This window comes from Micromonospora sp. NPDC023869, from assembly GCF_055559695.1.
Genome location: NZ_JBVHKD010000003.1, coordinates 74776 through 98192 on the forward strand (window position 1 = coordinate 74776; position 23417 = coordinate 98192).

Annotated in this window: 19 protein-coding genes; 7 read left to right on the top strand and 12 right to left on the bottom strand. The window is 72.7% G+C overall.

Going from position 1 to position 23417, the window contains the following annotated elements:
- Positions 1 to 19 precede the first annotated feature (19 nt).
- The 6 genes from ACZ31C_RS10925 to pgi all read right to left on the bottom strand — a co-directional run bounded on the left by ACZ31C_RS10925 (position 20) and on the right by pgi (position 7925).
- Positions 20 to 715: a response regulator transcription factor gene (locus ACZ31C_RS10925; protein WP_465795088.1), complete on the bottom strand. Its 696-nt coding sequence runs from the start codon at positions 713 to 715 to the stop codon at positions 20 to 22.
- Positions 716 to 722: 7 nt separating this feature from the next.
- Positions 723 to 1655 (bottom strand): S1C family serine protease, encoded by a 933-nt coding sequence (locus ACZ31C_RS10930; protein ID WP_465795089.1) that lies wholly within the window; start codon positions 1653 to 1655, stop codon positions 723 to 725.
- Positions 1656 to 1675: 20 nt separating this feature from the next.
- The gene (locus ACZ31C_RS10935) at positions 1676 to 2626 is read right to left on the bottom strand and encodes a VWA domain-containing protein (RefSeq protein WP_465795090.1); all 951 of its coding nucleotides are present in this window, start codon (positions 2624 to 2626) and stop codon (positions 1676 to 1678) included.
- On the bottom strand, positions 2623 to 3606 hold the full coding sequence (locus tag ACZ31C_RS10940; protein WP_465795091.1) for a DUF58 domain-containing protein: 984 nt from the start codon (positions 3604 to 3606) through the stop codon (positions 2623 to 2625). The genes ACZ31C_RS10935 and ACZ31C_RS10940 overlap by 4 nt, the downstream gene beginning before the upstream one ends.
- Positions 3603 to 4634, bottom strand: coding sequence for an AAA family ATPase (locus tag ACZ31C_RS10945; protein WP_396748536.1), 1032 nt, complete (start codon positions 4632 to 4634; stop codon positions 3603 to 3605). Before ACZ31C_RS10945 ends, ACZ31C_RS10940 begins: the two co-directional genes overlap by 4 nt.
- Before the next feature lie 1656 nt (positions 4635 to 6290).
- Positions 6291 to 7925: a glucose-6-phosphate isomerase gene (gene pgi / locus ACZ31C_RS10950; RefSeq protein WP_465795092.1), complete on the bottom strand. Its 1635-nt coding sequence runs from the start codon at positions 7923 to 7925 to the stop codon at positions 6291 to 6293.
- 208 nt (positions 7926 to 8133) lie between these two features.
- Between pgi and ACZ31C_RS10955 the strand changes: the two genes are divergently transcribed.
- Positions 8134 to 9564, top strand: coding sequence for a glucose-6-phosphate dehydrogenase (locus ACZ31C_RS10955; RefSeq protein WP_465795093.1), 1431 nt, complete (start codon positions 8134 to 8136; stop codon positions 9562 to 9564).
- A gap of 208 nt (positions 9565 to 9772) precedes the next feature.
- Positions 9773 to 10876 (top strand): sporulation protein, encoded by a 1104-nt coding sequence (locus ACZ31C_RS10960; protein ID WP_465795094.1) that lies wholly within the window; start codon positions 9773 to 9775, stop codon positions 10874 to 10876.
- A gap of 111 nt (positions 10877 to 10987) precedes the next feature.
- On the opposite strand, the gene ACZ31C_RS10965 is transcribed toward ACZ31C_RS10960, so the two are convergent.
- The gene (locus tag ACZ31C_RS10965) at positions 10988 to 11551 is read right to left on the bottom strand and encodes a GNAT family N-acetyltransferase (protein ID WP_465795095.1); all 564 of its coding nucleotides are present in this window, start codon (positions 11549 to 11551) and stop codon (positions 10988 to 10990) included.
- Between the two features lie 133 nt (positions 11552 to 11684).
- Here ACZ31C_RS10965 and ACZ31C_RS10970 point away from each other — a divergent pair, with 133 nt between their 5' ends.
- A complete protein-coding gene (locus ACZ31C_RS10970) occupies positions 11685 to 12395 on the top strand; it encodes a siderophore-interacting protein (RefSeq protein WP_465795096.1) in 711 nt (236 codons plus the stop codon).
- A 40-nt stretch (positions 12396 to 12435) separates the two neighbouring features.
- Here the strand turns inward: ACZ31C_RS10970 and ACZ31C_RS10975 are convergent, their stop codons facing one another.
- Positions 12436 to 13860: a cellulase family glycosylhydrolase gene (locus ACZ31C_RS10975; RefSeq protein WP_465795097.1), complete on the bottom strand. Its 1425-nt coding sequence runs from the start codon at positions 13858 to 13860 to the stop codon at positions 12436 to 12438.
- 193 nt (positions 13861 to 14053) lie between these two features.
- A complete protein-coding gene (locus tag ACZ31C_RS10980) occupies positions 14054 to 14284 on the bottom strand; it encodes a hypothetical protein (RefSeq protein ID WP_396748376.1) in 231 nt (76 codons plus the stop codon).
- Between the two features lie 434 nt (positions 14285 to 14718).
- Between ACZ31C_RS10980 and ACZ31C_RS10985 the strand changes: the two genes are divergently transcribed.
- Positions 14719 to 15768 (top strand): hypothetical protein, encoded by a 1050-nt coding sequence (locus ACZ31C_RS10985; RefSeq protein ID WP_465795098.1) that lies wholly within the window; start codon positions 14719 to 14721, stop codon positions 15766 to 15768.
- 107 nt (positions 15769 to 15875) lie between these two features.
- Here the strand turns inward: ACZ31C_RS10985 and ACZ31C_RS10990 are convergent, their stop codons facing one another.
- From ACZ31C_RS10990 to ACZ31C_RS11000, 3 genes are read right to left on the bottom strand one after another with little or no spacing between them, the layout of a single operon-like run.
- Positions 15876 to 18077 carry a xanthine dehydrogenase family protein molybdopterin-binding subunit gene (locus ACZ31C_RS10990; protein WP_465795099.1) on the bottom strand — a complete coding sequence of 734 codons (2202 nt, stop codon included), beginning with the start codon at positions 18075 to 18077 and terminating at the stop codon, positions 15876 to 15878.
- Positions 18074 to 19069: an FAD binding domain-containing protein gene (locus ACZ31C_RS10995; RefSeq protein WP_465795481.1), complete on the bottom strand. Its 996-nt coding sequence runs from the start codon at positions 19067 to 19069 to the stop codon at positions 18074 to 18076. The genes ACZ31C_RS10990 and ACZ31C_RS10995 overlap by 4 nt, the downstream gene beginning before the upstream one ends.
- Positions 19070 to 19071: 2 nt before the next feature.
- A complete protein-coding gene (locus tag ACZ31C_RS11000) occupies positions 19072 to 19578 on the bottom strand; it encodes a (2Fe-2S)-binding protein (RefSeq protein ID WP_465795100.1) in 507 nt (168 codons plus the stop codon).
- A gap of 197 nt (positions 19579 to 19775) precedes the next feature.
- Between ACZ31C_RS11000 and ACZ31C_RS11005 the strand changes: the two genes are divergently transcribed.
- The 3 genes from ACZ31C_RS11005 (at position 19776) to ACZ31C_RS11015 (ending at position 23404) form a co-directional block, all read left to right on the top strand.
- Entirely contained in the window at positions 19776 to 20153 is a 378-nt protein-coding gene (locus ACZ31C_RS11005; protein ID WP_465795101.1) for an MmcQ/YjbR family DNA-binding protein, read from the top strand.
- Between the two features lie 171 nt (positions 20154 to 20324).
- Entirely contained in the window at positions 20325 to 20723 is a 399-nt protein-coding gene (locus ACZ31C_RS11010) for a tetratricopeptide repeat protein (protein WP_465795102.1), read from the top strand.
- Complete coding sequence (locus tag ACZ31C_RS11015; protein WP_465795103.1) at positions 20720 to 23404, top strand: CHAT domain-containing protein; 2685 nt, start codon at positions 20720 to 20722, stop codon at positions 23402 to 23404. The genes ACZ31C_RS11010 and ACZ31C_RS11015 overlap by 4 nt, the downstream gene beginning before the upstream one ends.
- The last annotated feature ends 13 nt before the right edge of the window (positions 23405 to 23417 follow it).

Here is a 23417-nt window from a genome sequence, read left to right on the forward strand (position 1 = left end):
TACACCCCAGTCCGCTCGCTCACGCCGCCACCTCTCGCAACCGGTAGCCGCGCCCGATCACCGTCTCGATCGGTGGCTCGGTGTCGGTGCCGGTGAGTTTGCGCCGCAGCGTACCCACGGTGACCCGGACCGTCTCGGTGAACGGGTCGGCGTTGGCGTCCCAGACGTGCTCCAACAGCTCCTCGGCGGGCACCACCCGACCGGGGTGCGTCATCAGGTACTCCAGCACCCCGAACTCCTTGCGGGTGAGCTGGAGTTCCCGTACGCCGCGACGGGCCTCCTGCCGCGCCACGTCCAGGGTCAATGCCCCCACGGTCAGCACCACCCCGGTGCCACCGGTGTCCCGCCGCAACAGGGCCCGCACCCTCGCCAGCAGCTCGACGAGGGCGAACGGCTTCACCAGGTAGTCGTCCGCGCCCTCGTCGAGCCCGCGTACCCGGTCGCCGAGGGCGCCCCGGGCGGTCAGCATCAACACCCGCAGGTCCTGCCCAGCGGCGACCTCGACCGCGCCGGAGCGGATCGCCCGGCACACCGCGAACCCGTCCTCGTCGGGCAGGTTGACGTCCAACAGCATCAGGTCGTACGCGTTGACCAGCAGCAGCTCGTACGCCTGCGCCGCGTCCACCGCGACGTCGACGGCGTAACCGGCGCGGACCAACCCGACCCGCAACGCGCCGGCCAGGTCCTCCTCGTCCTCCACCACGAGCAGCCGCATGTCCCCGTCACCCTCTCGCGATCAGCCTCTGCGCCACCTGCGACGCGCGGTCGATCGGGACCGCGAAGCCGATCCCGATGTTGCCGCCCCCCTCCAGTGTGGCGATGGCGGTGTTCACTCCGACCACCTCGCCCCGCCCGTTGACCAGCGGCCCGCCCGAATTGCCGGGGTTGATGGACGCGTCGGTCTGCACCGCCGGCTGCCGAGCGCCACCACCGAGCCGGACCGGGCGGTCCAGCGCGCTGACGATCCCGGCGGTCACCGTGCCGGAGAGCCCCAGCGGCGAACCGACGGCCAGCACCGGTTCGCCCACCCGAGTCTGCCCGGTGGGGGCGAGCGGTAGCGGGCGCAGCCCGTTGCCCGGATCGACACGCAGCACGGCGATGTCCGTACCCGGGTCACGGCCGACCAACCGCGCGGTCAACCGACGGCCGTCCTGACCGACCACCTGGATCGTGCCACCCCGGGCCACCACGTGGTCGTTGGTGACCACGTGCCCCCGGTCGTCGATCAGGAAACCGGAACCGGAGGCACCGCGCCCGCCGGAGGAGGTCTGCACCGACACCACCCCGGCCAGGACCCGGTCGGCGGCGGCCACCAGGTCGCCACCGGGCCCGAGGGCGAGCGGCGGCGCGGCGGCCTCCGCCGCCTCCGGCGCGTCGTCGCGGGCGGCGAGGTGACCGGCCACCCCACCGGCGCCCGCCGAGACCGCCACCAACGTCAACCCGACCAGCAACATCCGAGGCCACCGCGACGGGCCACCGCCGGGGGAGAGCTCCGGCGGCGTGTCCGGCCCGACCGGCCCACCCGGCACGGCGGGTACGACCGGCGGCGCCGACGCGACTCCCGGTACGCCCGCCGGGGTGGCATCGCCATGCAGGTTCGGGGAGACGAACCGCGGCCCACGCGGCTCACCGAGGCCCGGAATCGTGCTCGTCATGAACTGTCCCTTCGAAGTCGTCACGGCAGGCGGGAGAACCAGAGCATCGACGCCGCCGCGGCCAGCAGCGCGAGCACCAGCCCGCCACCGATGAACCGGGCCGACACGTCCTGCCGCTCCATCCGGTAACCCACCGACGAGCCGATGTCGGCGTACGCCTCGCGCAGTTCGGCGCTGCTGCCCGCCTCGTAGTAGCCGCCCCCGGACTGCTCCGACACGACCCGCAGGGTCTCCCCGTCGACCGGGACGCGCTGTCCCGCGCCGATCTGGCCGTCGAGCGTGCCGAAGGAGATGGTGTCGACCGGTACCCCGGCCTCGACCGCGTCGCCCGCCGCCGAGGTCGGGTTGCGCCCGGTGGTGTTGGCCCCGTCGGAGAGGATCACCACCCGCGCCGGCGGCGGCTCCTCGACCGCCTGCGCGTCAAGCGTGCGGATCGACTCCAGCGAGGCGTCGATGGCATCGCCGATCGCGGTGCCCTGCACGCCGGTGACGCCCTCGTCGAGCCGGTCGATGCCGGCCGCCATCACCTCCCGGTCGCCGGTCGGTGGCACCATCACCGAGGCGCTGCCGGCGAACGCCACCAGCCCCACGTTGAACTCCTCCGGCAGGTCCGCGACGAACTCCCGGGCCGCGTCCTTGGCGGCGACCAACCGGTCCGGGGGTACGTCGTCGGCGAGCATGGACCGGGACACGTCCACCGCGACCATCACGGTGGCCCGCTCACGCGGTACGCGTACCTCGTCGGTGGGCCGGGCGAAACCGACCACCAGCAGCGCCAACATGGCGATGAACAGACCGGCCGGTACGTGCCGCCGCCACGCCGGGCGGGCCGGCGCGACCTTGTCCAGCAGTCGCAGGTTGGTGAACCGCACCGCGTACCGGCTGCGTCGCCGCTGCATCACCAGGTAGCCGACGACCAGCGCGACCACCCCGGCGAGCAGCCACAACCTTTCCGGCGATTCCCAGCTCACGCTTTACCTCCGGTCGGTGGTCGGGTGGCTCGGGCGAGCCGTCGTTGGGCGTGGACGTGGCGGACGATGTCGGCGATCCAGTCCCGGTCGGTGCTCAACGGCAGGTGCGACGCACCGGCCCGCCGCAACGCCCGGGTCACCGCAAGGCGCTGGGCGGCGGCGGCTGCCGCGTACCGCTCCCGCAGCTTGCGGCTGCCGGTGGACACCTCACGGCGTTGACCGCTCTCCGGGTCGACGAGCGTGATCAGGCCGACGTCGGGCAGTTCCAGCTCGCGCGGGTCGCGTACCTCGACCGCGAGCACCTGGTGCCGGGCGGCCAGCCGCCGCAGCGGGCGCTCCCAGTCCGGCGGCGGCCCGTCCGCGCCGCCCATTCCCTCGTCGGGCAGGCCGTCGAGGAAGTCGGAGACCACCACGGCGAGACCGCGCTGACCGGCGGAGCGGCGCAGCCCGTCGATCCCGTCGGCCAGCGCCACCGGCTGGATGGCGGGCCGGCCCCGGGGCACCTCCATCAACGTCCGCAGCAGATTGATCAGGTGGTGGCGTCCGGTGCGGGCGGGGAAGCGACGTACCCCGGCGTCACCGAGCAGATGCGCGCCGAGCCGGTTGCCGGTGCCGGCGGTGAGGAACCCGACGGCGGCCACGGCCGCCACCGCTAGCTCCCGCTTCTCCAGCTCGGCGGTGCCGAAGTCCATGCTGGGCGTGGCGTCCACGAGCGTCCAGGTGGTCAGCTCCCGGTCCGCGTCCACGGTTCGCACGTGCGGCACGGCGGTCCGCGCCGTCACCGACCAGTCCATCCGCCGGACCTCGTCCTCACCGGCCCGGTACTCGCGGCTGCCCGCCGGCTCGCTGCCCGGACCGGGCAGCAGCCCCAGGTGCTGGCCGTGCAGCAGCCCGTCCAGGCGGCGGTTGATCGTCAACTCCAACCGGCGCAGCCGACCCTGCGGCGCGAGCCGCCCGATACTCGTCGTGTGCGGGTTCACGCCGCCGCCCCCAGGCCGGGCCCCTGCTGCTCCTGCGCCGGGGCGATCTGCGGCGGTGGCACCGCCTCCACGATCCGCCGCACCAGCTCACCGGCGTCCACGTCGTCGGCGACCGCGTCGAAGCTGAGCACCAGCCGATGGGTCAGCACGTCGGCGGCGATCTCCCGCACGTCGGCGGGAAGAACGTAGTCGCGGCCCCGCAGCAGGGCCAGCGCCCGTGCCGCGGCGACCAGGCCGAGCGTGGCCCGGGGGCTGGCACCGTACGCGAGCTGGTCCGCCACGTCGGCCAACCCGAAGCGGCGCGGGTCCCGGGTGGCCAGCACCAGGCGTACGACGTACTCGGCCAACGCATGATGGACGAACACCTCGCGCGCCCGGGCCTGGAGCGCCACCAGTCGGGCCGGGTCCAGCACCGGCCGGGCGGCCGGGCTGCTGGTGCCCATCCGATAGAGGATGCCCAGTTCCTCGTCGTCCGTCGGGTAGTCGACCACGACCTTCATCAGGAACCGGTCACGCTGCGCCTCCGGGAGCTGATACACCCCCTCGGACTCGATCGGGTTCTGGGTGGCCAGCACCAGGAACGGAGTCGGCACCGGATAGGTGCGACCACCGAGTGACACGTGCCCCTCGGCCATCACCTCCAGCAGCGCCGACTGCACCTTCGCCGGAGCCCGGTTGATCTCGTCGGCAAGGACCAGGTTGGCCATCACCGGTCCCAGTTCCACGTCGAAGCTCTCCGTCGACGGGCGATAGATCCGGGTGCCGAGGATGTCCGACGGCACCAGGTCCGGGGTGAACTGGATCCGGGCGAAGCTGCCGCCCACCGCCGTGGCCAGGGTCTCGGCGGCGAGCGTCTTCGCCACCCCGGGTACGCCCTCCAGCAGGCAGTGCCCCCGGGCCAGCAGCGCGGTCAACAGCCGCTCCACCAGCCGGTCCTGCCCGACGATGACCCGCTTCACCTCGAACAGGGTCTGTTCCAACAGTCGGGCCGCCCCGGCGTGCTCGCCGATGACGTCGAATTCGCGTATGTCGGTCGTCGTCACGCACTCGCTCCTCGGTCGCGTCAGGGACGCGGGCACCCGACCCACGGGGAAGGCCGGGTACCCGCTCCTGACCCATTGGGCCAGAGCCCCCCGAAAGCCAACCGAACGACGACCGTGAAGGCCGGGCACCGCGAGGTCGATGGACCGGATTCGGCGAGTTGTGGGGTGCCCTGCGGACGCGGTGGGTTGGTGCGCAGAGCGTCTGGGCAGGTGGAGTGGGGTGTGCGGGCGCTGTCGAGCTGATAGCGCAGACGGATCGCTTTGGAGGATGACTCGCCGTTACGCACGCCGATGCCCGTCGTGACAGCACAAACGGTTCAGCTCGACAGGGCTCAGACCCACAGATGTACGCCGTCTCCGGTGGTGAAGTGGCACCCCGCCCCGCCAAGGTCACGCTCGATCCTGGATCGAGTGGCATTCCAGCGCCACGATAACCACTCGATCCAGGATCGAGCATGACCTTTATGTCTATGTGTCAAGGCGCGGGTGGGCTTGCGTGGGCGCTACAGCGGTAGCAGGTCCGGGACGAGTCGATGTCGCGCCCGTCTCCGACGAGAGTGCTGACGGGCCAGCTTGGGCGGCGGGCGGTTCGGTGCGGCTCGGTCTGCGCGGATGGCGACCAGTGGTCGCCGGCGCGCCGGGCTGGATGCCGAGTCGTCCTGCGATGCGTGGCGTCGCGGGGACCTTCTCGCTCGCCGCCTCCCAGATCGGTCGCCGTTCGCCCGGCCGCTTCGCTGTCCCGAGCGTACGGCGATGAGCTGCCGAGGCGCTTGCGCATGTCTCGGGAATGGGCGCGACGGATGAGCTGGGTCCGGTCGCGCACGTAGTTTCCAGAGCCCCGCTGACTTGCCCCCGGCCTTCCGGTCTTGCCCCGGCCTTCCGGTCTTGCCCCGGCCTTCCGGTCTTGCCCCGGCCTTGGCCTTGCCCCAGCCTTCGTGCCCGCCCTCGATCTCCTGTGCCGATCATGGAGGCGTGGCAACTGTTTTGTGTAACTTCGACCAACTTTGTAACCGCCACAACTCCATGATCGCGGGGTGCAAGGCCCCGACCCGGGTGATCAAGGAGTTTTGGTTGTTCGCACCGAGGTGGCGTGACCCAAACTCCTTGATCAACGCGCTAGGGCGGGGCAGGGCGAGGTAGGGCAGTGAGGGCGGGGCGGGGCGGGGCGGTGCGGTGCGGTGCGGGGCGGGGCGGTGCGGGGCGGTGCGGGGCGGTGCGGGGCGGTGCGGGGCGGTGCGGGGTGAGGTGCCGGTGCGGTGTCCGGTGCGAGTTCGCCAAGATCCGCGCAACTTCGGTGAAGTTGCTGCCTCGGAGGCGCCTGGAGGCAGCAACTTCGATGAAGTTGCGCGGATCTTGCGTGGGCCGGCGCAAGCGAGCGGCAAAGTGAGCGTCCGACGTGCCGAGCCGGGTGCCCGCCGTGCGGCCTTCCCCTGTGGCGCCTGCCTGGCGTGCCGTGTACCCGGCGTGCCGCATGCCTGCCGTGCCGCGTGCCCGGGTGCTCGGCGTGCCCCGCGTGCGGCCTGCCCGGCGTGCTGTGCCGCGCGCCGGGCGTGCTGTGTCGGGCGTGCTGTGCCGCGCGTCGGGCGTGCTGGGGCGCGTGCCTGGCGTGCGGCGCGCGCCCCGGGAAGCCCGCGTCGGGTGTCAGGGGCGGTTGCGTTGGGTGCGGTAGCGGCGGATGAGGGCGGCGGTGGAGCTGTCCAGGGTGGTCAGGTCGGGTTCGTCGCCGGTCAGCAGGGGAGCGAGCTGATTGGCCATCACCTTGCCGAGTTCGACGCCCCACTGGTCGAAGGGGTTGATGTCCCAGATCGCGCCCTCGGTGAGGACGATGTGTTCGTAGAGGGCGACCAGTTGGCCGAGCGTGGCGGGGGTGAGGCTGGGGGCCGTGATCGAGGTGGTGGGGTGGTTACCCGCCATCACCCGGTGCGGTACGAGGTCGGCCGGGGTGCCCTCGGCGGCCACCTGCTCGGCGGTGCGGCCGAAGGCCAGCGCGGCGGTCTGGGCGAAGAAGTTCGACATGAACAGGTCGTGCATGTCGCCGATCTCGTGGTTGGGCTCGCTGAACCCGATGAAGTCGGCCGGCACCAGCCGGGTGCCCTGGTGTAGCAGTTGATAGAAGGCGTGCTGGCCGTTGGTGCCCGGCTCACCCCAGAAGATCTCCCCGGTGTCGTACGACACGGGTTGCCCGTCGGTGCGGACCGACTTGCCGTTGCTCTCCATGGTGAGCTGTTGCAGGTAGGCCGGGAACCGGTGCAGGTACTGCGAGTACGGCAGCACCGCGTGGGTCTGCGCGCCGAGGAAGTTGGCGTACCAGATGTTCAGCAGGCCGAGCAGCACCGGGGCGTTACGGGCGATCGGTGCGGTGCGGAAGTGCTCGTCCATGGCGTGGTAGCCGGCCAGCATCTCGTCGAAGCGCGCCGGACCGATGGAGAGCAGCACCGATAGGCCGACCGCCGACGGCAGCGAGTAGCGTCCGCCGACCCAGTCCCAAAAGCCGAACATGTTCGCCGGGTCGATGCCGAAGTCCGCCACCCGCTGGGCGTTGGTGCTGACCGCGACGAAGTGCCGGGCCACCGCCTCGTCGCCCGCGTCGAGCCCGGCCAGCAGCCAGCGCCGGGCCTGGTGGGCGTTGGCCAGGGTCTCCTGGGTGGAGAAGGTCTTCGACACGATCACGAACAGCGTGCTGGCCGGGTCCAGGTCGGCTGTGGTGTCGTGGATGTCGGTGGGGTCGATGTTCGACACGAACCGGCAGGAGATGCCGGCGTCGCGGTACGCCTTGAGCGCCTCGTACGCCATCACCGGTCCGAGGTCGGAACCGCCGATGCCGATGTTGACCACGGTGCGGATCCGCTCGCCGGTGTGCCCGCGCCACTGGCCGGACCGCACCTGGTCGGCGAACTCGGCCATCCGCTGCCGGACGGCGTGCACGTCGGCCACCACGTCCTGACCGTCCACGGTCAGCGTGGCGTCGCGGGGCAGCCGCAGCGCGGTGTGCAGGACGGCCCGGTCCTCGGTGCCGTTGATGTGCGCTCCGGCGAACATCGCGGCGATGCGGTCGGTGAGCCCGACCCGCTCGGCCAGCGCGGTCAGCAGGTTCAGGGTCTCGTCGGTGACCAGGTTCTTGCTGTAGTCGACGTAGAGATCGGCCACCTCGACGGTCAACCGCTCGCCCCGGTCGGGATCACCGGCGAACAGGTCCCGCAGGTGCGTCGCGCGGATCTCGTCGGCGTGCTTGCGCAGGGCCTGCCACTCGTCGGTGGTGGTGACGTCCGCAGCCATCGGATCGATCGTCTCCTCGCAGGGTAGGCACGCCGGCGTCGTCCGTCCGGCGGGATGGGACCAGCCTGCCACACGAAGATCGCCGCACCGGGTCGGACGCGGGCGGACCGGTCACGATCCGCGTGGGTCTCGATGCGCTGCGCGCACGGGCGGCGGACGTCGGCGGGGTCGCTGCCCGGTCCCGGAGCGGACAGGGCAAGGTGGAGGCATGACGACGTCGGCACCGAAGACTCCCGCAGCCGCCTCCGCGACCTCCGCCACCCCTCGGCAGACGCTGCTGGTGCTGGGGGCCAGCGGCGACCTGACCGGCCGGCTGCTGTTGCCCGGTCTGGGCCGGTTGCTGGCCAGCGGCGCGGTGCCGAACCTGCGGCTGATCGGCAGCGGCATGGACGACTGGGACGACGAGCGCTGGCGTCGCCGGGTGGCCGACTCCTTCGCCAGCGTCGGCGCGCAGGGGCCGGTGGAGACCGAGGTGCTCCGCGAGACCCGGTACGTGAGCGCCGACGTGACCCGCGAGGAGGACCTGCGGGGGCTGCTCAGCGGCTGTGCCGGCCCGGTGGTGATCTTCTTCGCGCTGCCGCCGTTCGTGACCGCCCGGTCGGCCGCCGCGTTGGCCCGCATCGGCGTACCGCCGGGCACCCGGCTGATGTTGGAGAAGCCCTTCGGCGTCGACCGGATCTCGGCGCGCTCGCTCAACGAGCTGCTGGCCACCCTGGTGCCCGAGGACCAGGTGCACCGCATCGACCACTTCCTCGGCAAGTCCACCGTGCTGAACCTGCTCGGCCTGCGCTTCGCCAACCGGATCTTCGAGCCGGTGCTGAACAACACCCATGTGGCCTGCGTGGACATCGTCTTCGACGAGACCCTGGGGTTGGAGGGCCGGGCCGGTTACTACGACCGGGCGGGCGCACTGGTCGACATGGTGCAGAGCCACCTGCTCCAGGTGCTGGCCCTGCTCGGCATGGAGCCGCCGCCCACGCTGAGCGCCAAGGAGCTGCGCGGGCGCAAGGCGCAGGTGCTGCGGGCCGTCCGGCTGTGGCAGGACGACCCGGTGGCGGCGACCCGCCGGGCCCGGTACACGGCGGGCGACATCGACGGCCGCCACCTGCCGGCCTACGCGGCCGAGGAGGGCGTGGACCCGAGCCGGAACACCGAGACCCTCGCCGAGGTGGTGCTGGAGGTGGACACCTGGCGCTGGGCCGGGGTCCCGTTCCGGCTGCGCTCCGGCAAGGCCACGTCGGCGGTACGCAAGGAAGCCGTCATCACCTTCAAACAGCCGGCCCGGGTGCCGGACGGCCTGACCGGGTACGAGGAGCCGGACCGGCTGCGGATCGGGTTCGGGCCGGACTGTCTCGGGCTGAACCTGAACATCAACGGTCCCGGCAACCCGTTCGACCTGGACCAGGTGCACCTGACGGCGGACTTCGGCCCCGGCGAGCTGCCTGCGTACGGCGAGGTGCTGCGCGGCGCGTTCGAGGGCGACCCGACGCTGTCGGTGCGCGGTGACGTGGCCGAGGAGTGCTGGCGCATCGTCGAGCCGGTGCTGGCCGCCTGGAAGGCGGGGAGCGTGCCGTTGCAGGAATACGCGGCCGGTTCGGCCGGTCCGGATGACTCGCTGCTCGGCCCGGTACGCGGCTGACCAGGGCGACCGGCGGCTGCACCGCGTGAGGGACTCTCACTGATGGTGACAGTGTGATATCTCTCAGCTACTTTTCAGCCGCCGGTGCTAGCTTCCCAACTCGACGGGATCCATGATGGACGGCGCCGATTCCGTTGCGACACAACGGCTGAGGCGTAGAAGTTTCACGTCCGTGCCACGGTCGCGCCTGCTGTCGAGGGAGAAGCTCGTGGTGTTCAAGAAGATGCTGGGTGCCTTCGGGATCGGCGCGCCCAGCGTCGACACGGTCCTGTCCGACCCGGGCACCCGTCCCGGCTCGGTGCTGACCGGCCAGGTCAACCTGACCGGCGGCAACCAGGACGTGGACATCGACCAGGTCGTGCTGAGCCTGGTCACCCGCGTCGAGGTCGACGGCGCGGACGGCGACCACGACGCGACCGTGGAGTTCCACCGGGTGCCGGTCGCGGGCGGGCTGCGCCTCGCCGAGGGGCAGCACCTGGTCCTGCCGTTCCAGATCCCGATGCCGTTGCAGACCCCGGTGACCGACGTGTACGGCCAGCGGCTGCCCGGCATGACCATGGGCCTACGCACCGAGGTCGCCATCCGTGGCGCGGTCGACAAGGGCGACCTCGACCCGGTGTTCGTGCACCCGCTGCCGGTGCAGGAGCGGATCCTCGAGGCGTTCGGGCGGCTGGGATTCCAGTTCAAGGGCGCCGACCTGGAGCACGGGCAGATCGCCGGGGCGCACCAGACGCTGCCCTTCTATCAGGAGATCGAGTTCTTCGCCGCGCCGCAGTACGCCCACGAGATCAACGAGGTCGAGCTGACCTTCCTCGCCGACGAGCAGGGCGTCGACATCGTGCTGGAGTTCGACCGGCGCGGTGGCCTGTTCACCGGTGGGCACGACTCCTACGGCCGCTACCGGGTGGCGCACGCCGACGCCGACCAGCGGGACTGGGCCGCCGAGGTCGACGGCTGGTTCCGTCAGGCGCTCGACCAGTACCGCACCCTGCACCCCGGCGCGGCCTTCGCCCAGCCCGGCCCGCAGGGTTACGGCCAGCCCGCCTACGGACAACCGGGCTACGGCCAGCCTGGGTACGGGCAACCCGGCTACGGCCAGCCGGGCTACGGCCAGCCGGTCGGTTACCCTCCGCAGCAGCCCACGTACGGGCACTACCAGGAAGAGCATCACGAGCGGCGCGGGCCGGGCATGGGCGCGGTCGCCGCCGGTGTGGTCGGCGGCGCGGCGCTCGGATTCGCCGGCGGCATGGTCGCCGAGGAGGTCTTCGATTCCTTCGGTGACGACGAGGGCGACGACGGCGGCGAGGAGTGAGCCGCTGATCCTCGTCGCCCCGTCGGCGTCACCACGAAGCGGGTGTCCACCCGCGACGGCCGCCCGGTCGCCAGGCTCCCCACTGGTGGCCGGGCGGTGTCGTGTGCCGGGTCAGTGCCAGGTCGGCACCGGTCGGTCCGCCTCGAACCGGGCCCGGGTGAGGAAGGCGAGCTGGGCGCGCTTGTCCGGCATGTCGATCTCCTCGGCCAGCGTGAACCCCTCGGCGAGCAGCCGACGTCGGGCCGCGTCGTTGCGGACGTCGGGCTCGACGACGATGCGGTCCCGGGTCGGGTCGAGGAACAGGAATCGGGCCAGGGCGGCGCCAACCGGACCGGCCAGCGCGCGGGGCAGGCCGGCTGGCGGGGCGAGTAGCAGGTGCATCCCGATGTCGCCGGGCCGTACCGGGTAACGCTCGCCGACCGGGTCGGCCGCCGGTTGGTAGGTCTGGAACAGTCCGATCGGCGCGTCGTCGAGCCGGATCAGGTACGCGTGATGGGTGGTCAGGGCGTCGACGAACTCGTAGATCTCGCGTACCTCGTCGAGGGTGTGCGAACCCATGCCCCAGAACACCGCGCGGGGCTGGGTGACCCAGCCGTGCAGGAGTTCCGCGTCGACCATCGGGTCCACCGTGGTCAGGCTGAGGGTGCCGAGGTCGGCGATCTTCTCCTGGTACATGCTGCCTCGCTTCGGATGGGCAGGGTGGGTGGCCACGTCGCGCGGTCGGAGAGCCCGCGCTGGTGTGCCTCGCCAAGATCGGCGAGTTAGGTTAACCTAACCTAACTTTGCGGGACGGTAGCAGGAGGCACGGGTGAAACGGAACTGGGAGTCGCTGGTCCTCAAGGCGATGGGAGGGCGGAACTTCCGACTGACCGTCCTGGACTCCGCGCCGGTGAACGAGCGGTACCAGCGCCTGCTGGTCGACGGTGGCGGGCTGCTCCAGGAGTGCGAGGTCCACCCGACCATGTGGATCCGGCTCTGGTTCGACAACGGCGGGCGGGCGCACCAGCGTGCGTACACGCTTGTCGACCCGGACCCGGAGACCGGCCGCTTCCATCTGGAGTTCGCGCTGCACGACGGCGTCGCCGCCCGCTGGGCCGGCGCGGCCCGGCCCGGCGACACCATCGAGGCCACCGTGCACGGCACCGGTTTCGCCCTGCCCGACCCGGCGCCCCGGCACCTCTATCTGGTCGGGGACGCGGCCTCGCTGCCCGCGGTGAACAGCCTGCTGGACAGCGCGCGGGACATCCCGGCGACGGTCTGGATCGAGTACGCCCACGAGGACGAGAAGGAGTTGGTTGCCCGCGCCCGCGCGCACCACGAGGTGGTGTGGGTGCCGCGCCGCGACGACGGGCGGCACCTGGTCGACACCGTTCGCGACGGGATGCCGGCCAGCGACGGCGGCTACTACTGGGTGGCCTGCGAGGCGGCCGCCACCCGCAGCATCGTCAAGCACATCCGGCGCGGGCTCGGCGTGGGCCGCCAACAGTTGACCGGGGTGGGCTACTGGAACGCCCGGTGAGTGGCGGCCCCGGCGGATCTGTGCCGGGGCCGCCATCGGGTCAGCTCGTCGGGAAGTTGTCCGGGGTCCGGATGCGCTCACGCATGAACGCGCCCGAGGTGGTCAGCACGGACGTACCCGTGTAGTTGCTGCCGTTGCAGGTGCCCGGCCGCAACGCGGCGCTGCCCTCGGCCTTGTCGGAGAACGTCCAGTTCGCGTACCCGATCTTCAGCCGGTCGAGCAGGTCCAGCCACTGGGTGCTGCTGGCCAGGTCGGCGGCGCCGTCACCGGTGTAGTCCACGGTGCCGAACTCGGTGACGAACAACGGTAGCCGGGCGGCGGCCCGCTCGACCTCGGCCCGGTAGTTGTCCCGGTGCGACGCGGCGTAGAAGTGGAACGCGTACATGACGTTGCTCGCGTTCACCGGGTTGTTGACGATCTCGGTGTGGTTGGCGCCCTCCGAGACGCCCAGCGAGGACCAGCCCCGGGTGCCGACGATGACCACCGCGTCCGGGTCGTTGGCGCGGATGACCGGGATGACCTGGTCGGCGTAGTTCTTGATGGTCGACCAACTCACCCCGTTGGGCTCGTTGGTGATCTCGTAGATCACGTTGTTCTTCGACGCGTGCCGCGCGGACACCGCCGCGAAGAAGGTCTTGGCCCGCTGAAGGTTGTGCATCGGGTCGCCGGGCGTGAGCGTGTGGAAGTCGATCATCGCGTACATGCCCCGCTCGGTGGCCTCCTCGACCAGGGCGTTGACCCGGTTGGTGAAGCCCGCCGGGTCGGTCTCGTACCCGTCCTCCTGCACGTACATGGCGATCCGGAACAGGTCGGCCCGCCAGTCGGTGGCGAGCGCGTCCAACGAGGCGTCGTTGTAGCAGTTGCCGAACCACTGGAGGCCGTGGCTGCTCATGCCGCGCAACTGGATCGGCCGGCCGTACTGGTTGCAGAGATTGACCCCGCAGACCCGCAACTGCCCGTTGATCGCCACCGGGGTCTGCCCGCCGGGCGGCGGCGTGGTCGGTGGCGGCGTGGTCGGCGGGGGAGTGGTGGGCGTGGTCGAGCCGGTGCAGACCGTGCCGTTGAGGGTGAACGAGGTCGGCGACGGGTTCGCCCCGGTGAAGGTGCCGTTGAAACCGATGGTGGTGCTGGCGCGGGTGGCCAGCGATCCGTTCCAGCTCAGGCTCCGGGCGGTGACCTCACTGCCGCTCTGGCTCCAGGTGGCCGACCAGCCCTCGGCGAGGCGCTGGCCGCCGTCGGGGAAGCGGAAACCGAGCGTCCAGCCGTTGAGCGCGTCGCCGACGTTGGTGATGGTCGCGCTGGCGGTGAACCCGCCGGACCAGCTGTTCGTCGTGTAGGTGACCGAGCAGCCGGGCGCGGCCATCGCGGCGGTCGTGGGCAGGGCGGCCAGCGTGCCGAGGGTCAGCGCGCCGACGGCACCGGCCGCGACCAGGAGGCGCCGGGTGCGGCGCGGGGGATGCTTCATGGGAACCGTCGCAATCTGGGCGTGGTGGGGTAGGCCCTCCGACGAGAAGGGACGGAGGCCCGGGAGCGCTCCCACGGGAGCCTACGATGGCCGGAAACACCGGCGCAACATTTAGCGCCATCGAAGCGATGCGGACGCGACGACGCCCCGGGAGAGCCTCCCGGGGCGTCGTCGTGGACGGTCGCGCGGTGCGTCAGAGCTCACCCGCGGCGCGTCGCCGGTCGGCCTCGGCGTCGGCGGCGCCGACCGGGGTCGGGTCGGTGTCCCGCTGCGCTCCGGTCAGGTCGATGTCGGCGCCGGCCCGGGCCGCGTCGGCCGCGGCGTCGTCCGCGCCGACCACCTCGCCGGCCTCCGGGTCGCCGTCGTTGCGCACGAGATCGCCGGCCGCGGCGAACGCGATCGGCGTGTAGCGGGGCTCGGTCATGTCGTTCTCCTCGTCGCCGGTGTGCTGCTCTGATACCCGGCAGCGGCGCGGCCCACACCGACGCGTGCGTCCACCTCGGACCGTTCGGCGCCGGAGCGGACTTTCGGCGGGTGCGCGACCCGGAGAACCCTTTCCTGAACGCACGCTCAGTAGCGATGTGGGGTTCGTCGATGCCCGGGATCGTTGCCGGATCGTTGCATCCGCTTGTCGTATGGCAAAGATCACGCTGAGTGCCTAGGATGGCCCGATTTTCGGTGGCACCGGGCCGAAGATCGGCGTACCGCAGCACAGTGGATACCCAGAGTGAGTGTTTCCGGAGTGTGGCGCGTCCACCCCCCGGGACCGTGGCACAGGTGTGCCACCAGGATTTGCGCTGCTCACTACCCTGATCCTGATCATCGGTAGTGAGCCTCTCGACTTGACAAGGGTTTCAGATGAGCGACAGCCACTCTCCGTACGGAGGGCAGCCGGACCCGAACGCCGCCCCGTGGGGTACCCCGCCCGGTTCCCCGGTCGGTCCGCCGCCGATGCCGCCCGGCAGTCCGGCGGGCTACCCGATGCCGCCGGGTTCTCCGACCAGCGGGCCCGGTGCCCCGGGATACCCCACCAGCGGGCCTGGCGCCCCGGGATACCCGACCAGCGGGCCTGGCGCCCCGGGGTACCCCACGAGCGGATCCGGTGCCCCCGGATACCCGTCGTCGCCGTACGGCGCGCCCACGCCCCCGCCTCCTCCGCCCTACGCCGTCCAGCCGCAGAAGTCCGGCGGTAACCGGGGCGTCTGGCTCGGTCTGGGCATCGGCGCCGCCGTCATGGCGGTGCTGGTCGCCTGCGGCAGCACCATCGGCTACTTCGTGCTGGGCGACGACGACGAGCCCTCGCAGGTCGCCACCAGCGGCAGCCCGTCGCCGGGCGGCGACACCGAGGGCGGCGACGGCCCGGAGCCCTCGCCGACGCCGGCCGAGCCGGACAACGGCGGCGGCAACGGCAACAACAACGCCGTCACGGCCCGCAACTCCAGCGACTTCAACGCCGTCTGCGACGGCAACCCGGTGCTGAACGCCGCGCCGTACACCTCGGCCAAGGGCGCCAAGGTCTACACCTTCGCCAACAACCCGGACCGCCCGGGTACCTGGCTGAGCAAGTCGGTCGGCTTCAACAAGCCGTACTACGCCCGGACCTCCGACTGGGCGACCGTCTCGGTCGTCGGCTGCCTCACCTTCGTGCAGGGCAGCGAGGGCGAGCCGCGCAAGTGCCAGTACAAGGACCGCGACGACAAGCAGGTCACGGTCGACTACATCTCGTCCCGCTACACCCTGACCTTCCACAACGCCCAGACCGGTGAGAAGCTCGGCGACGGCGGTCGGATCAACGCCCCGGCCGGGCGCTGCCCGAGCTTCATCTCCTACAACCGCGAGACCCTGAAGTCGTACGCCCAGCCGGACAACGGCGCCATCGAGCTGGCCCTGGACAAGTTCACCTCCTGATCGCAGGCGCCTGACCGGCGGGGGCGGGATCGAGAGGTCCCGCCCCCGCCGTCGTCGTACCGGCCGGTGCGGTGGGTTCGGCGAGGCAGGTCGGAGGAGGAGGCGGGTCAGAGGAGCTGGTCGAGGGTGATCGGCAGCGACCGGATCCGGGTGCCGGTGGCGTGGTAGACGCCGTTGGCGATCGCGGCGGCGATGCCCGGCAGACCGACCTCGCCGATGCCCTTGGTGCCGATCGGGGTGGCCCGGTCCGGACCGCCGACGAAGACCACGTCCACCTCGCCGATGTCGGCGTTCACCGGGATCAGGTAGTCGCCGAGGGTGGCGTTGGCGATACGGCCGGTGTCCGGGTCGGTGACGGTCTCCTCCAGCAGCGCCTGCCCGATGCCGCCGACGGTGGCCCCGACGATCTGGCTGCGGGCGAGCTTCTCGTTGAGGATCCGCCCGCCGTCGACCACGGAGACCACCCGGGGCACCCGCACGAGTCCCAGGTCCGGGTCGACGTGCACCTCGACGAACTTGGCCGCGAACGCCCCGGCCGGGGCCATCCCGATCTGCTGCGGGTCGGGCGGGGCGCTCGCGCCGTCGGCGGTCAGCTCGTCGAGGCCGTGCCGGTCCAGGATCGCGGCGAAGCTCTCGCCCCGGCGCGCGTCGCCCCGATGGTGCAGCCGACCGCCGTTGACCATCACGTCGTCCATCGCGCAGCCGTGCAGCGGTGACTGGGCGTCGGTGGTGACCAGGTCGAGCACCGTGCGGACCAGCGCCTGGCAGGCCGCGTACACGGCGTTGCCCAGGGCACCGGTCAGCCCGGAACCGCCGGCCTGCGGCGCCGGGGGCATCTGCGAGTCGCCGAGGTCGAAGCGGACCTGGTCCAGCCGCAGCCCGAGCAGTTCCGCGGAGAGCTGTCGCATCACTGTGTACGTCCCGGTGCCGATGTCGGTGGCGGCGCTGCGGATGTAGGCGGTGCCGTCCCGGCTGACCGTGGCGCGGGCCCGGCAGGGCACCTGCCACCACGGGTAGCTGACCCCGGCCACGCCGAGGCCGACCCGCCATCGGCCGTCCCGCATCGCACCGATCCGGGGATCACGGCGGGACCAGCCGAACCGGCGTGCCCCGACCGCGTAGCAGTCCCGCAGCGCCCTGCTCGACCACGGCAGCCCGGACTCCGGGTGGACCTCGGCGTCGTTGCGCAGCCGCAGCTCCAGCGGGTCCATCCGGAGCCGGTAGGAGAGCTCGTCGAGCGCCGACTCCAGGGCGAAGTTCGCCTGCGCCTCGCCGGGCGCGCGCATCGATCCCGGGCACGGGATGTGTCGCCGTCGCTGCCGGTCGCGGGCGGTCACGTTCGGGCAGGCGTACGCGGTCGCGCCGGCCGCCGCGACCGGCTCGGTGTTCTCGTCGGCCACCGCCACGGTCTGCGTCGCCTCGTGGTCGATCGCGACGATCGTGCCGTCGCGCCGAGCACCGATCCGGAGCCGCTGAACGGTGTCCGGCCGGTGCCCGACGCCGGTGAACATCTCCGGCCGGGTGAGCGTCAGCGTCACCGGTCGCCCCACCGTACGCGCGGCGAGCACCGCCAGCAGCACGTGCGGCCACACCCGCAGTCCCGCGCCGAAGCCGCCGCCGACGTACTTCGCGTAGACCCGTACCACCTCCTGCGGCAGCCCGAACACGGCGGCGACGGTGGCCCGGGTGTTCGAGGTCCACTGGGTGGAGTCGTGCACCGTGACCGTGTCGCCCTCCCAGACCGCGACGGTGGTGAAGAGGCCCAGCGGGTTGTTCGTGTTCTCCGCGGTGCGGTAGGTCGCCTCGTGCACCACGTCGGCGGTGGCGAGCGCGGCGGCGGCGTCGCCGCGCGTGACGTCGGTGCCGAACGGGTCGACGCGCAGCTCGGTGTCGTCCAGGGCCGCCGTCGGTTCGGCGCTGCGGTAGGAGACGGTGACGGCGCGGGCCGCCGCGGCGGCCTGCTGTCGGGTCTGCGCCACCACGACGGCCACGTACTGCCCGTGGTGCCGGATCAGGTCGTCCTGCATCGGCGGCGGTGGCGTGGGCCCGATGGGCGTGGTGGGTCCGGCGGCCAGCCGGGCCGCGTCGCGATGGGTGATCACCGCCAGGACTCCGGGCATCGCCTCGGCGGCGGTGGTGTCGAGGGCCTCGATCCGCCCGTGCGCGACGGTGCTGCGGACCAGCGCCGCGTATGCCATGCCGGGGTAGCTGACGTCGGACGGGTACGCCGCCGCGCCGGCGACCTTGCGCGGCCCCTCCACCCGGTCGACGCCGGCACCCACCACGGTCACCGGTTCGGTCATCGTCATGGCAGTTCACCCACGATGTCGGTCAGGGCGCGGACGACGGTGCGCCGGGCCAGCTCGGGCTTGAACGCGGTGCCGGGCACGGTGAACGCGTCCCGCAGCTCCGCCTCGGCGGCGGCCCGGTAGGTCTCGGGCGTCGCGGGCGCGCCGGTGAGCACGCGTTCGGCCGCGCGGGCCCGCCAGGGGATGGTGCCGACGCCGCCGAGACCGATCCGCGCCTCGGTGATCGTGCCGTCGGCGACGGTGACGGCGGCGGCGACCGAGACGAGCGCGAACTCGTAGGAGGCGCGGTCGCGGACCTTCAGGTAGCCGGAGCGTACGGCCTCCGGCGGCAACGGAACCTCGACTGCGGTGATCAGGTCGCCGTGGCGCAGCACGGTCTCGACGTCCGGACGCTCGCCCGGCAGGAGATAGAAGTCGGTCAGCGGGACCGTCCGTTCGCCGTCGGTGCCCCGGATGTGCACCACGGCGTCCAGCGCGACCAGCGGTACGCAGAGGTCGGAGGCGTGCAGCGCGATGCAGCTCTCCCCAGCGCCGAGGACGGCGTGCATCCGGGCCCCGGCGCCGGTGATCGCGGCACAGCCGGACGACGGGTGCCGCTTGTTGCACTCGGGCACGGTCGGGTCGCGGAAGTATCGGCAGCGGGTGCGCTGCAACAGGTTCCCGCCGATGGTGGCCATGTTGCGGAGCTGGGTCGACGCCCCGGCCAGCAGCGCGGTCCGCACCAGCGGCAGGCGTACCGCCACCGTCGGGTCGGCGGCCATCTCCTCCATGGTGGTCAGCGCGCCGACCCGCAGCGCCCGGCCGTCGGTGGTCACCCCGCGCAGCGGCAGCCGGGTGATGTCCACGACCCGGTCCGGGTCCAGGATGCCGTCCTTGAGCATCAGGTCGACCTGGGTGGTGCCCCCGGCGAGGTACTGGGCGGCGGGTCGCTCGCTCACCAGCGTCACCGCCGCGCCGACGTCCTCCGGCCGCAGGTACTCGAACTCGCGCACGGTCAACCGACCCCCTGGCCGGCGACCTCGCGGATCGCGGCGACGATGTTCGGGTACGCGCCACAGCGGCACAGGTTGCCGCTCATGAACTCCCGGATCTCGTCGTCGGAGGCGGCCCGCCGCTCCCGCAGCAGCGCGACGGCCGACATGATCTGTCCCGGGGTGCAGAAGCCGCACTGGAAGGCGTCGTGCCGGACGAACGCCTCCTGCATCGGGTGCGGGCGGCCGCCGTCGGCGAGTCCCTCGACCGTGGTCACCTCCCGGCCGTCGCACTGCGCCGCGAGGGTCAGGCAGGACAGCACCCGCCGACCGTCCACCAGCACCGTGCACGCCCCGCAGGCGCCCTGGTCACAGCCCTTCTTGGTGCCGACCAGGCCGATCTCGTCGCGGAGCGCGTCGAGCAGCGTGACCCGGGCGTCGAGCCGCAGGTGGTGAGCGGTGCCGTTGACGGTCAGGGCCGCCTCGGTGGCGGTCGGGGCGGGCGGGGTGCCGCCGTCGTCTCGGTCCATCTGCGCCCTCCCGGTGCCGTCGTCGACAGACGTACATGAGGGATTATCGGCGCTTTTGGCCGCTTGTGAGGCGAATCGGTCGAGCCGAACCGCCGGGATGTCCGACCCGGCGACTAGCCTGTCGCCGTGCCGCGACCACGCGGGCGGAAGGGGTCCCGAATGGCTGACGCGGGCGACGATGATTGACGCGGACGACAATGGCTGACGCGGACGACGTCCGGCGGGTGGCGCTCGCGCTGCCGCACGTGGTCGAGAACGACAGCGACGGCTTCGACTTCCGGGTGGCCGACAAGGGGTTTGTCTGGTCCTACCCCGAGCGGCTGCCCGGCAGGCCGCGCGTGATCCGCACCGACGTGGCCGTGCTCTATGTCGGGGACGAGGCCGAGAAGCAGGCCCTGCTGCTCGGCGAGCCCGACCTCTTCTTCACCACCCCCGGCTACGACGGACTGCCCCTGGTCATGCTGCGCCTGGCGGCGGTGGGGGTGGACCGCCTCGCCGAGCTGGTCACCGACGCCTGGCGGATGCGCGCGCCGGAGTCGCTCGCCGCCGACCTCGACGAGGCCGCCGTCCGCTGACCCGCCGCTGCCCCGTGACCTGCCGCTGCCCCGTGACAAGCCGTCGGCCGGGCCGGGCCCGGCCCGGTGACGCGGCGCGACGCGGCGAGTGTCGGGTTTCCTCCCCGGGGACTGCGTCACGCACGGGAGCGGTGACAGACTGGACGACAGTCGATGCCTCGGGGGTGCGCGGTGTTCGGTCGTTGGCGCAAGCGGAAGGCACCACCGTCGAGTGCGCGACAACCGGCGGGTGAGGCGCGACCGCCGGGTGCCGGCGGACCGGGCTTCACCGTCACCCCGCTGCCCACCGAGACGGCGGCCCGGCAGGCCGCCGAGGGCGGGGCGCCGGAGGACATGAACCGCCTCGGGATCACCCTCAAGCTCGCCGGCCGGACGGACGAGGCCGCCGAGTGGTTCCGCAGGGCCGCCGAGGCCGGCAGCACCGACGGGATGGCCAACCTGGCCCTCTATCTGATGGGAGAGGGCCGTAACCAGGAGGCCGCCGAGTGGTTCCGCCGCATCGGGGACCCACTGGGCGAGGCGTTCGCACGCCGGCTGTCGTCGGAGCCCGACACTCCGCCCGACCGGTGACCGGCATCCCCGACGCCTGGGGGACACCGCAGTACCACCTGCTGGTCAGCGCCTGCGGGCAGGCCGAGGCGCACCATGACGCGTACGAGCGCGGCGGGTCGCTGCCGGACCTGGAGTTCGCCCTCGCCGTCTTCACCGAGGTGCTCAAGGTCGCCCGGAACGTCGACATCCGCAGCACCGCCGCCAACGGTCTCGGGACGGCCCGCTGGTCCCGCTACGAACGCTTCGGTGACCTGGCCGACCTGGACGCGGCGATCGGGCTGTTCCGCGACGCGCTGGCGATGTACCCGAACGAGCGCACCCCCGCCACGCCCTCCTTCCACGCCAACCTCGCTGGCGTGCTACGGCTGCGCTGGCGGCGTACCGGCGTCGAGGCGGACCTGGTCGAGTCGGTGGCCCAGGTCCGCGCGGCACTGGCCGCGACCGGCCCCACCCACCCGCGCCGCGCGGCCCGGCTGACCAACCTCGCCGACGGGCTGCTCACCCTGTCGCTGCGCTACGACGACTCGTCCGCCCTCGCCGAGGCGGTCGAGGTGTCCCGCGAGGCGGTGGCGGTGGCCGGACCCGGCGACGACCTCGCCGGGATGCTCTCCAACCTCGCCGAGATGCTGCGACTGCGGTACCGCTCGACGAACGGCCGGGAGCGGGCACTGCTGGACGAGGCGGTCGAGCAGGGACGTGCGGCGGTCATGGCGGCCGGCGACGGACACCCGCTGCGGGCGCGGTTCGGGTCGAACCTCGCGCTCGTGCTGGTCGACCGGTACGCCGCCGGGCGGCACCCGGCCGACCTGGCCGAGGCGGGCCGCCTCGCCGAGCACGCCGTGCGGGCCACCCCCGAGGGGCACCCCAACCGGGCGGAGCGGATGCTCGTGCTCGCCGGTATCCGGCGTGCCGAGGTCACCCGGCTCACCGCCGAGGTGCCCCGTCCCCGGGAGGCCCGCCGGCTGGCCCGGGCCGCCCGGGACGCGGCAGCGGCCGTGCCGGAGGGGCACTACCTGCGCGCCGACGCCCTGCTCGGCGAGGCCGCCGCGTTGACGGTGTGGGCGGTCAGCGGCGAACCGAAGGCGTACCGGGAGGCGATCACCATCCTGCGGCAGGTCGCGCGGGACCCGACCGCACCGGTCCGGGTACGCGTCGAGGCCGCCCGGCGGTGGGCCAACGCCGTCCTCGCCAGCAGCCGGGGACAGGACCTCGCCCAAGCTCGGCAGGCGTACCACCTCGCGGTCGAGCTGCTGCCCCGGGCCGCGCCGAGGCGCGTCACGCACGCCGACCGGGAGCGGCACCTGGGCGCCTTCGTCGGTCTGGCCCGGGACGCCGCCGCCTGCGCCGTCTCCGCCGGTGACCCGCTCGACGCGCTGCGGCTGCTGGAACACGGCCGAGGGGTGCTGCTCGGGCACGCCCTGAACACCCGGACCGAGCTGACCGAGCTGCGGCGGCGGCGCGCCGACCTGGCGGACCGCTTCGAGGCGCTGCGGAGCGCGTTCGACCGGCCGGAAGGGATCGGCTTCAGTTCCCGGCCGGACGACGTGACGTTGCCCGGCGAGGACCGGCACGCGCTGGCCCGGGACTGGGACGCGCTGCTGGACGAGATCCGGGGCGTCGACGGTCTCGGCGGATTCCTGCGCCCACCCCCGGTCGACGACCTGCTCGCCGAGATCGCCCGGCGCGGTCCCGTCGTGGTGCTCAACATCAGTGGGCTGCGGTGCGACGCCCTGGTGCTCGCCGGGGGCCGGGTCCGGGTGGTGCCGCTGCGGCTGAGCCTCGACGAGGTGACCGACCGGGCTCGGCGGCTGCGCGCGGCCGTCGCCCGCAGTACGCGTCCGAGCCTGCCCGCCCAGCTCCGCGCGGAGGCCCGGGCCACGGTCGCCGCAACGCTGGTCTGGCTCTGGGACACCGTCGCCGCACCGGTGCTCGACGCGCTCGCCCCGCCGCCCGGCTCCCGGGTGTGGTGGGTGCCGACCGGGCCGCTGACCAGCCTTCCGCTGCACGCCGCCGGACCGGCGGACGGACCGGGCGTGCTGGACCGGGTGGTCTCCTCGTACGCGCCGACGGTACGCAGTCTGGTCACCGCCTGGCGGTCCCGCCCGGTGGCCCGGACGGCCGCGCCGCTGGTGGTGGCCCTGCCGCAGACGCCCGGACTGGGCGACCTGCCGAACGTGCCGGCCGAGGTGCGGATGCTGACCACCCGGTATCCGGCGAGCCGGGTGCTCCTCGGTGAGCGGGCGATCCGGCGGTCCGTGCTCGACGCGCTGCCCCGGCACCCGTGGCTGCACTTCGCCGGCCACGCCGTCAGTGCCGCCGACGGGAGCGCGGACGGGCACCTCGTCCTGCACGACCACGCCGCCACCCCGCTGACCGTCGCCGACATCGCCCGGCTGCGGCTGACCGGTGCTGAGATCGCCTACCTGTCGGCGTGCGACACCGGGGTCTCGCACGAGGACCTGGACGACGAGGCCCTGCACGTCGCCGGTGCCTGCCACATCGCCGGGTTCCGGCACGTGGTCGGCACCGCCTGGGCGATCGACGACGCCGTCGCCCCCGGTGTCGCGGCCGACTTCTACGCCCGGCTCGACGGGGTCGACGACGCCGCGTCGGCCCTGCACCAGGCGGTGCGTGCGCTGCGCGCCGCGCAACCGCACCGGCCCACGCTCTGGGCGCCCTTCCTGCACGTCGGTCCGTGACACGATGGTCGAT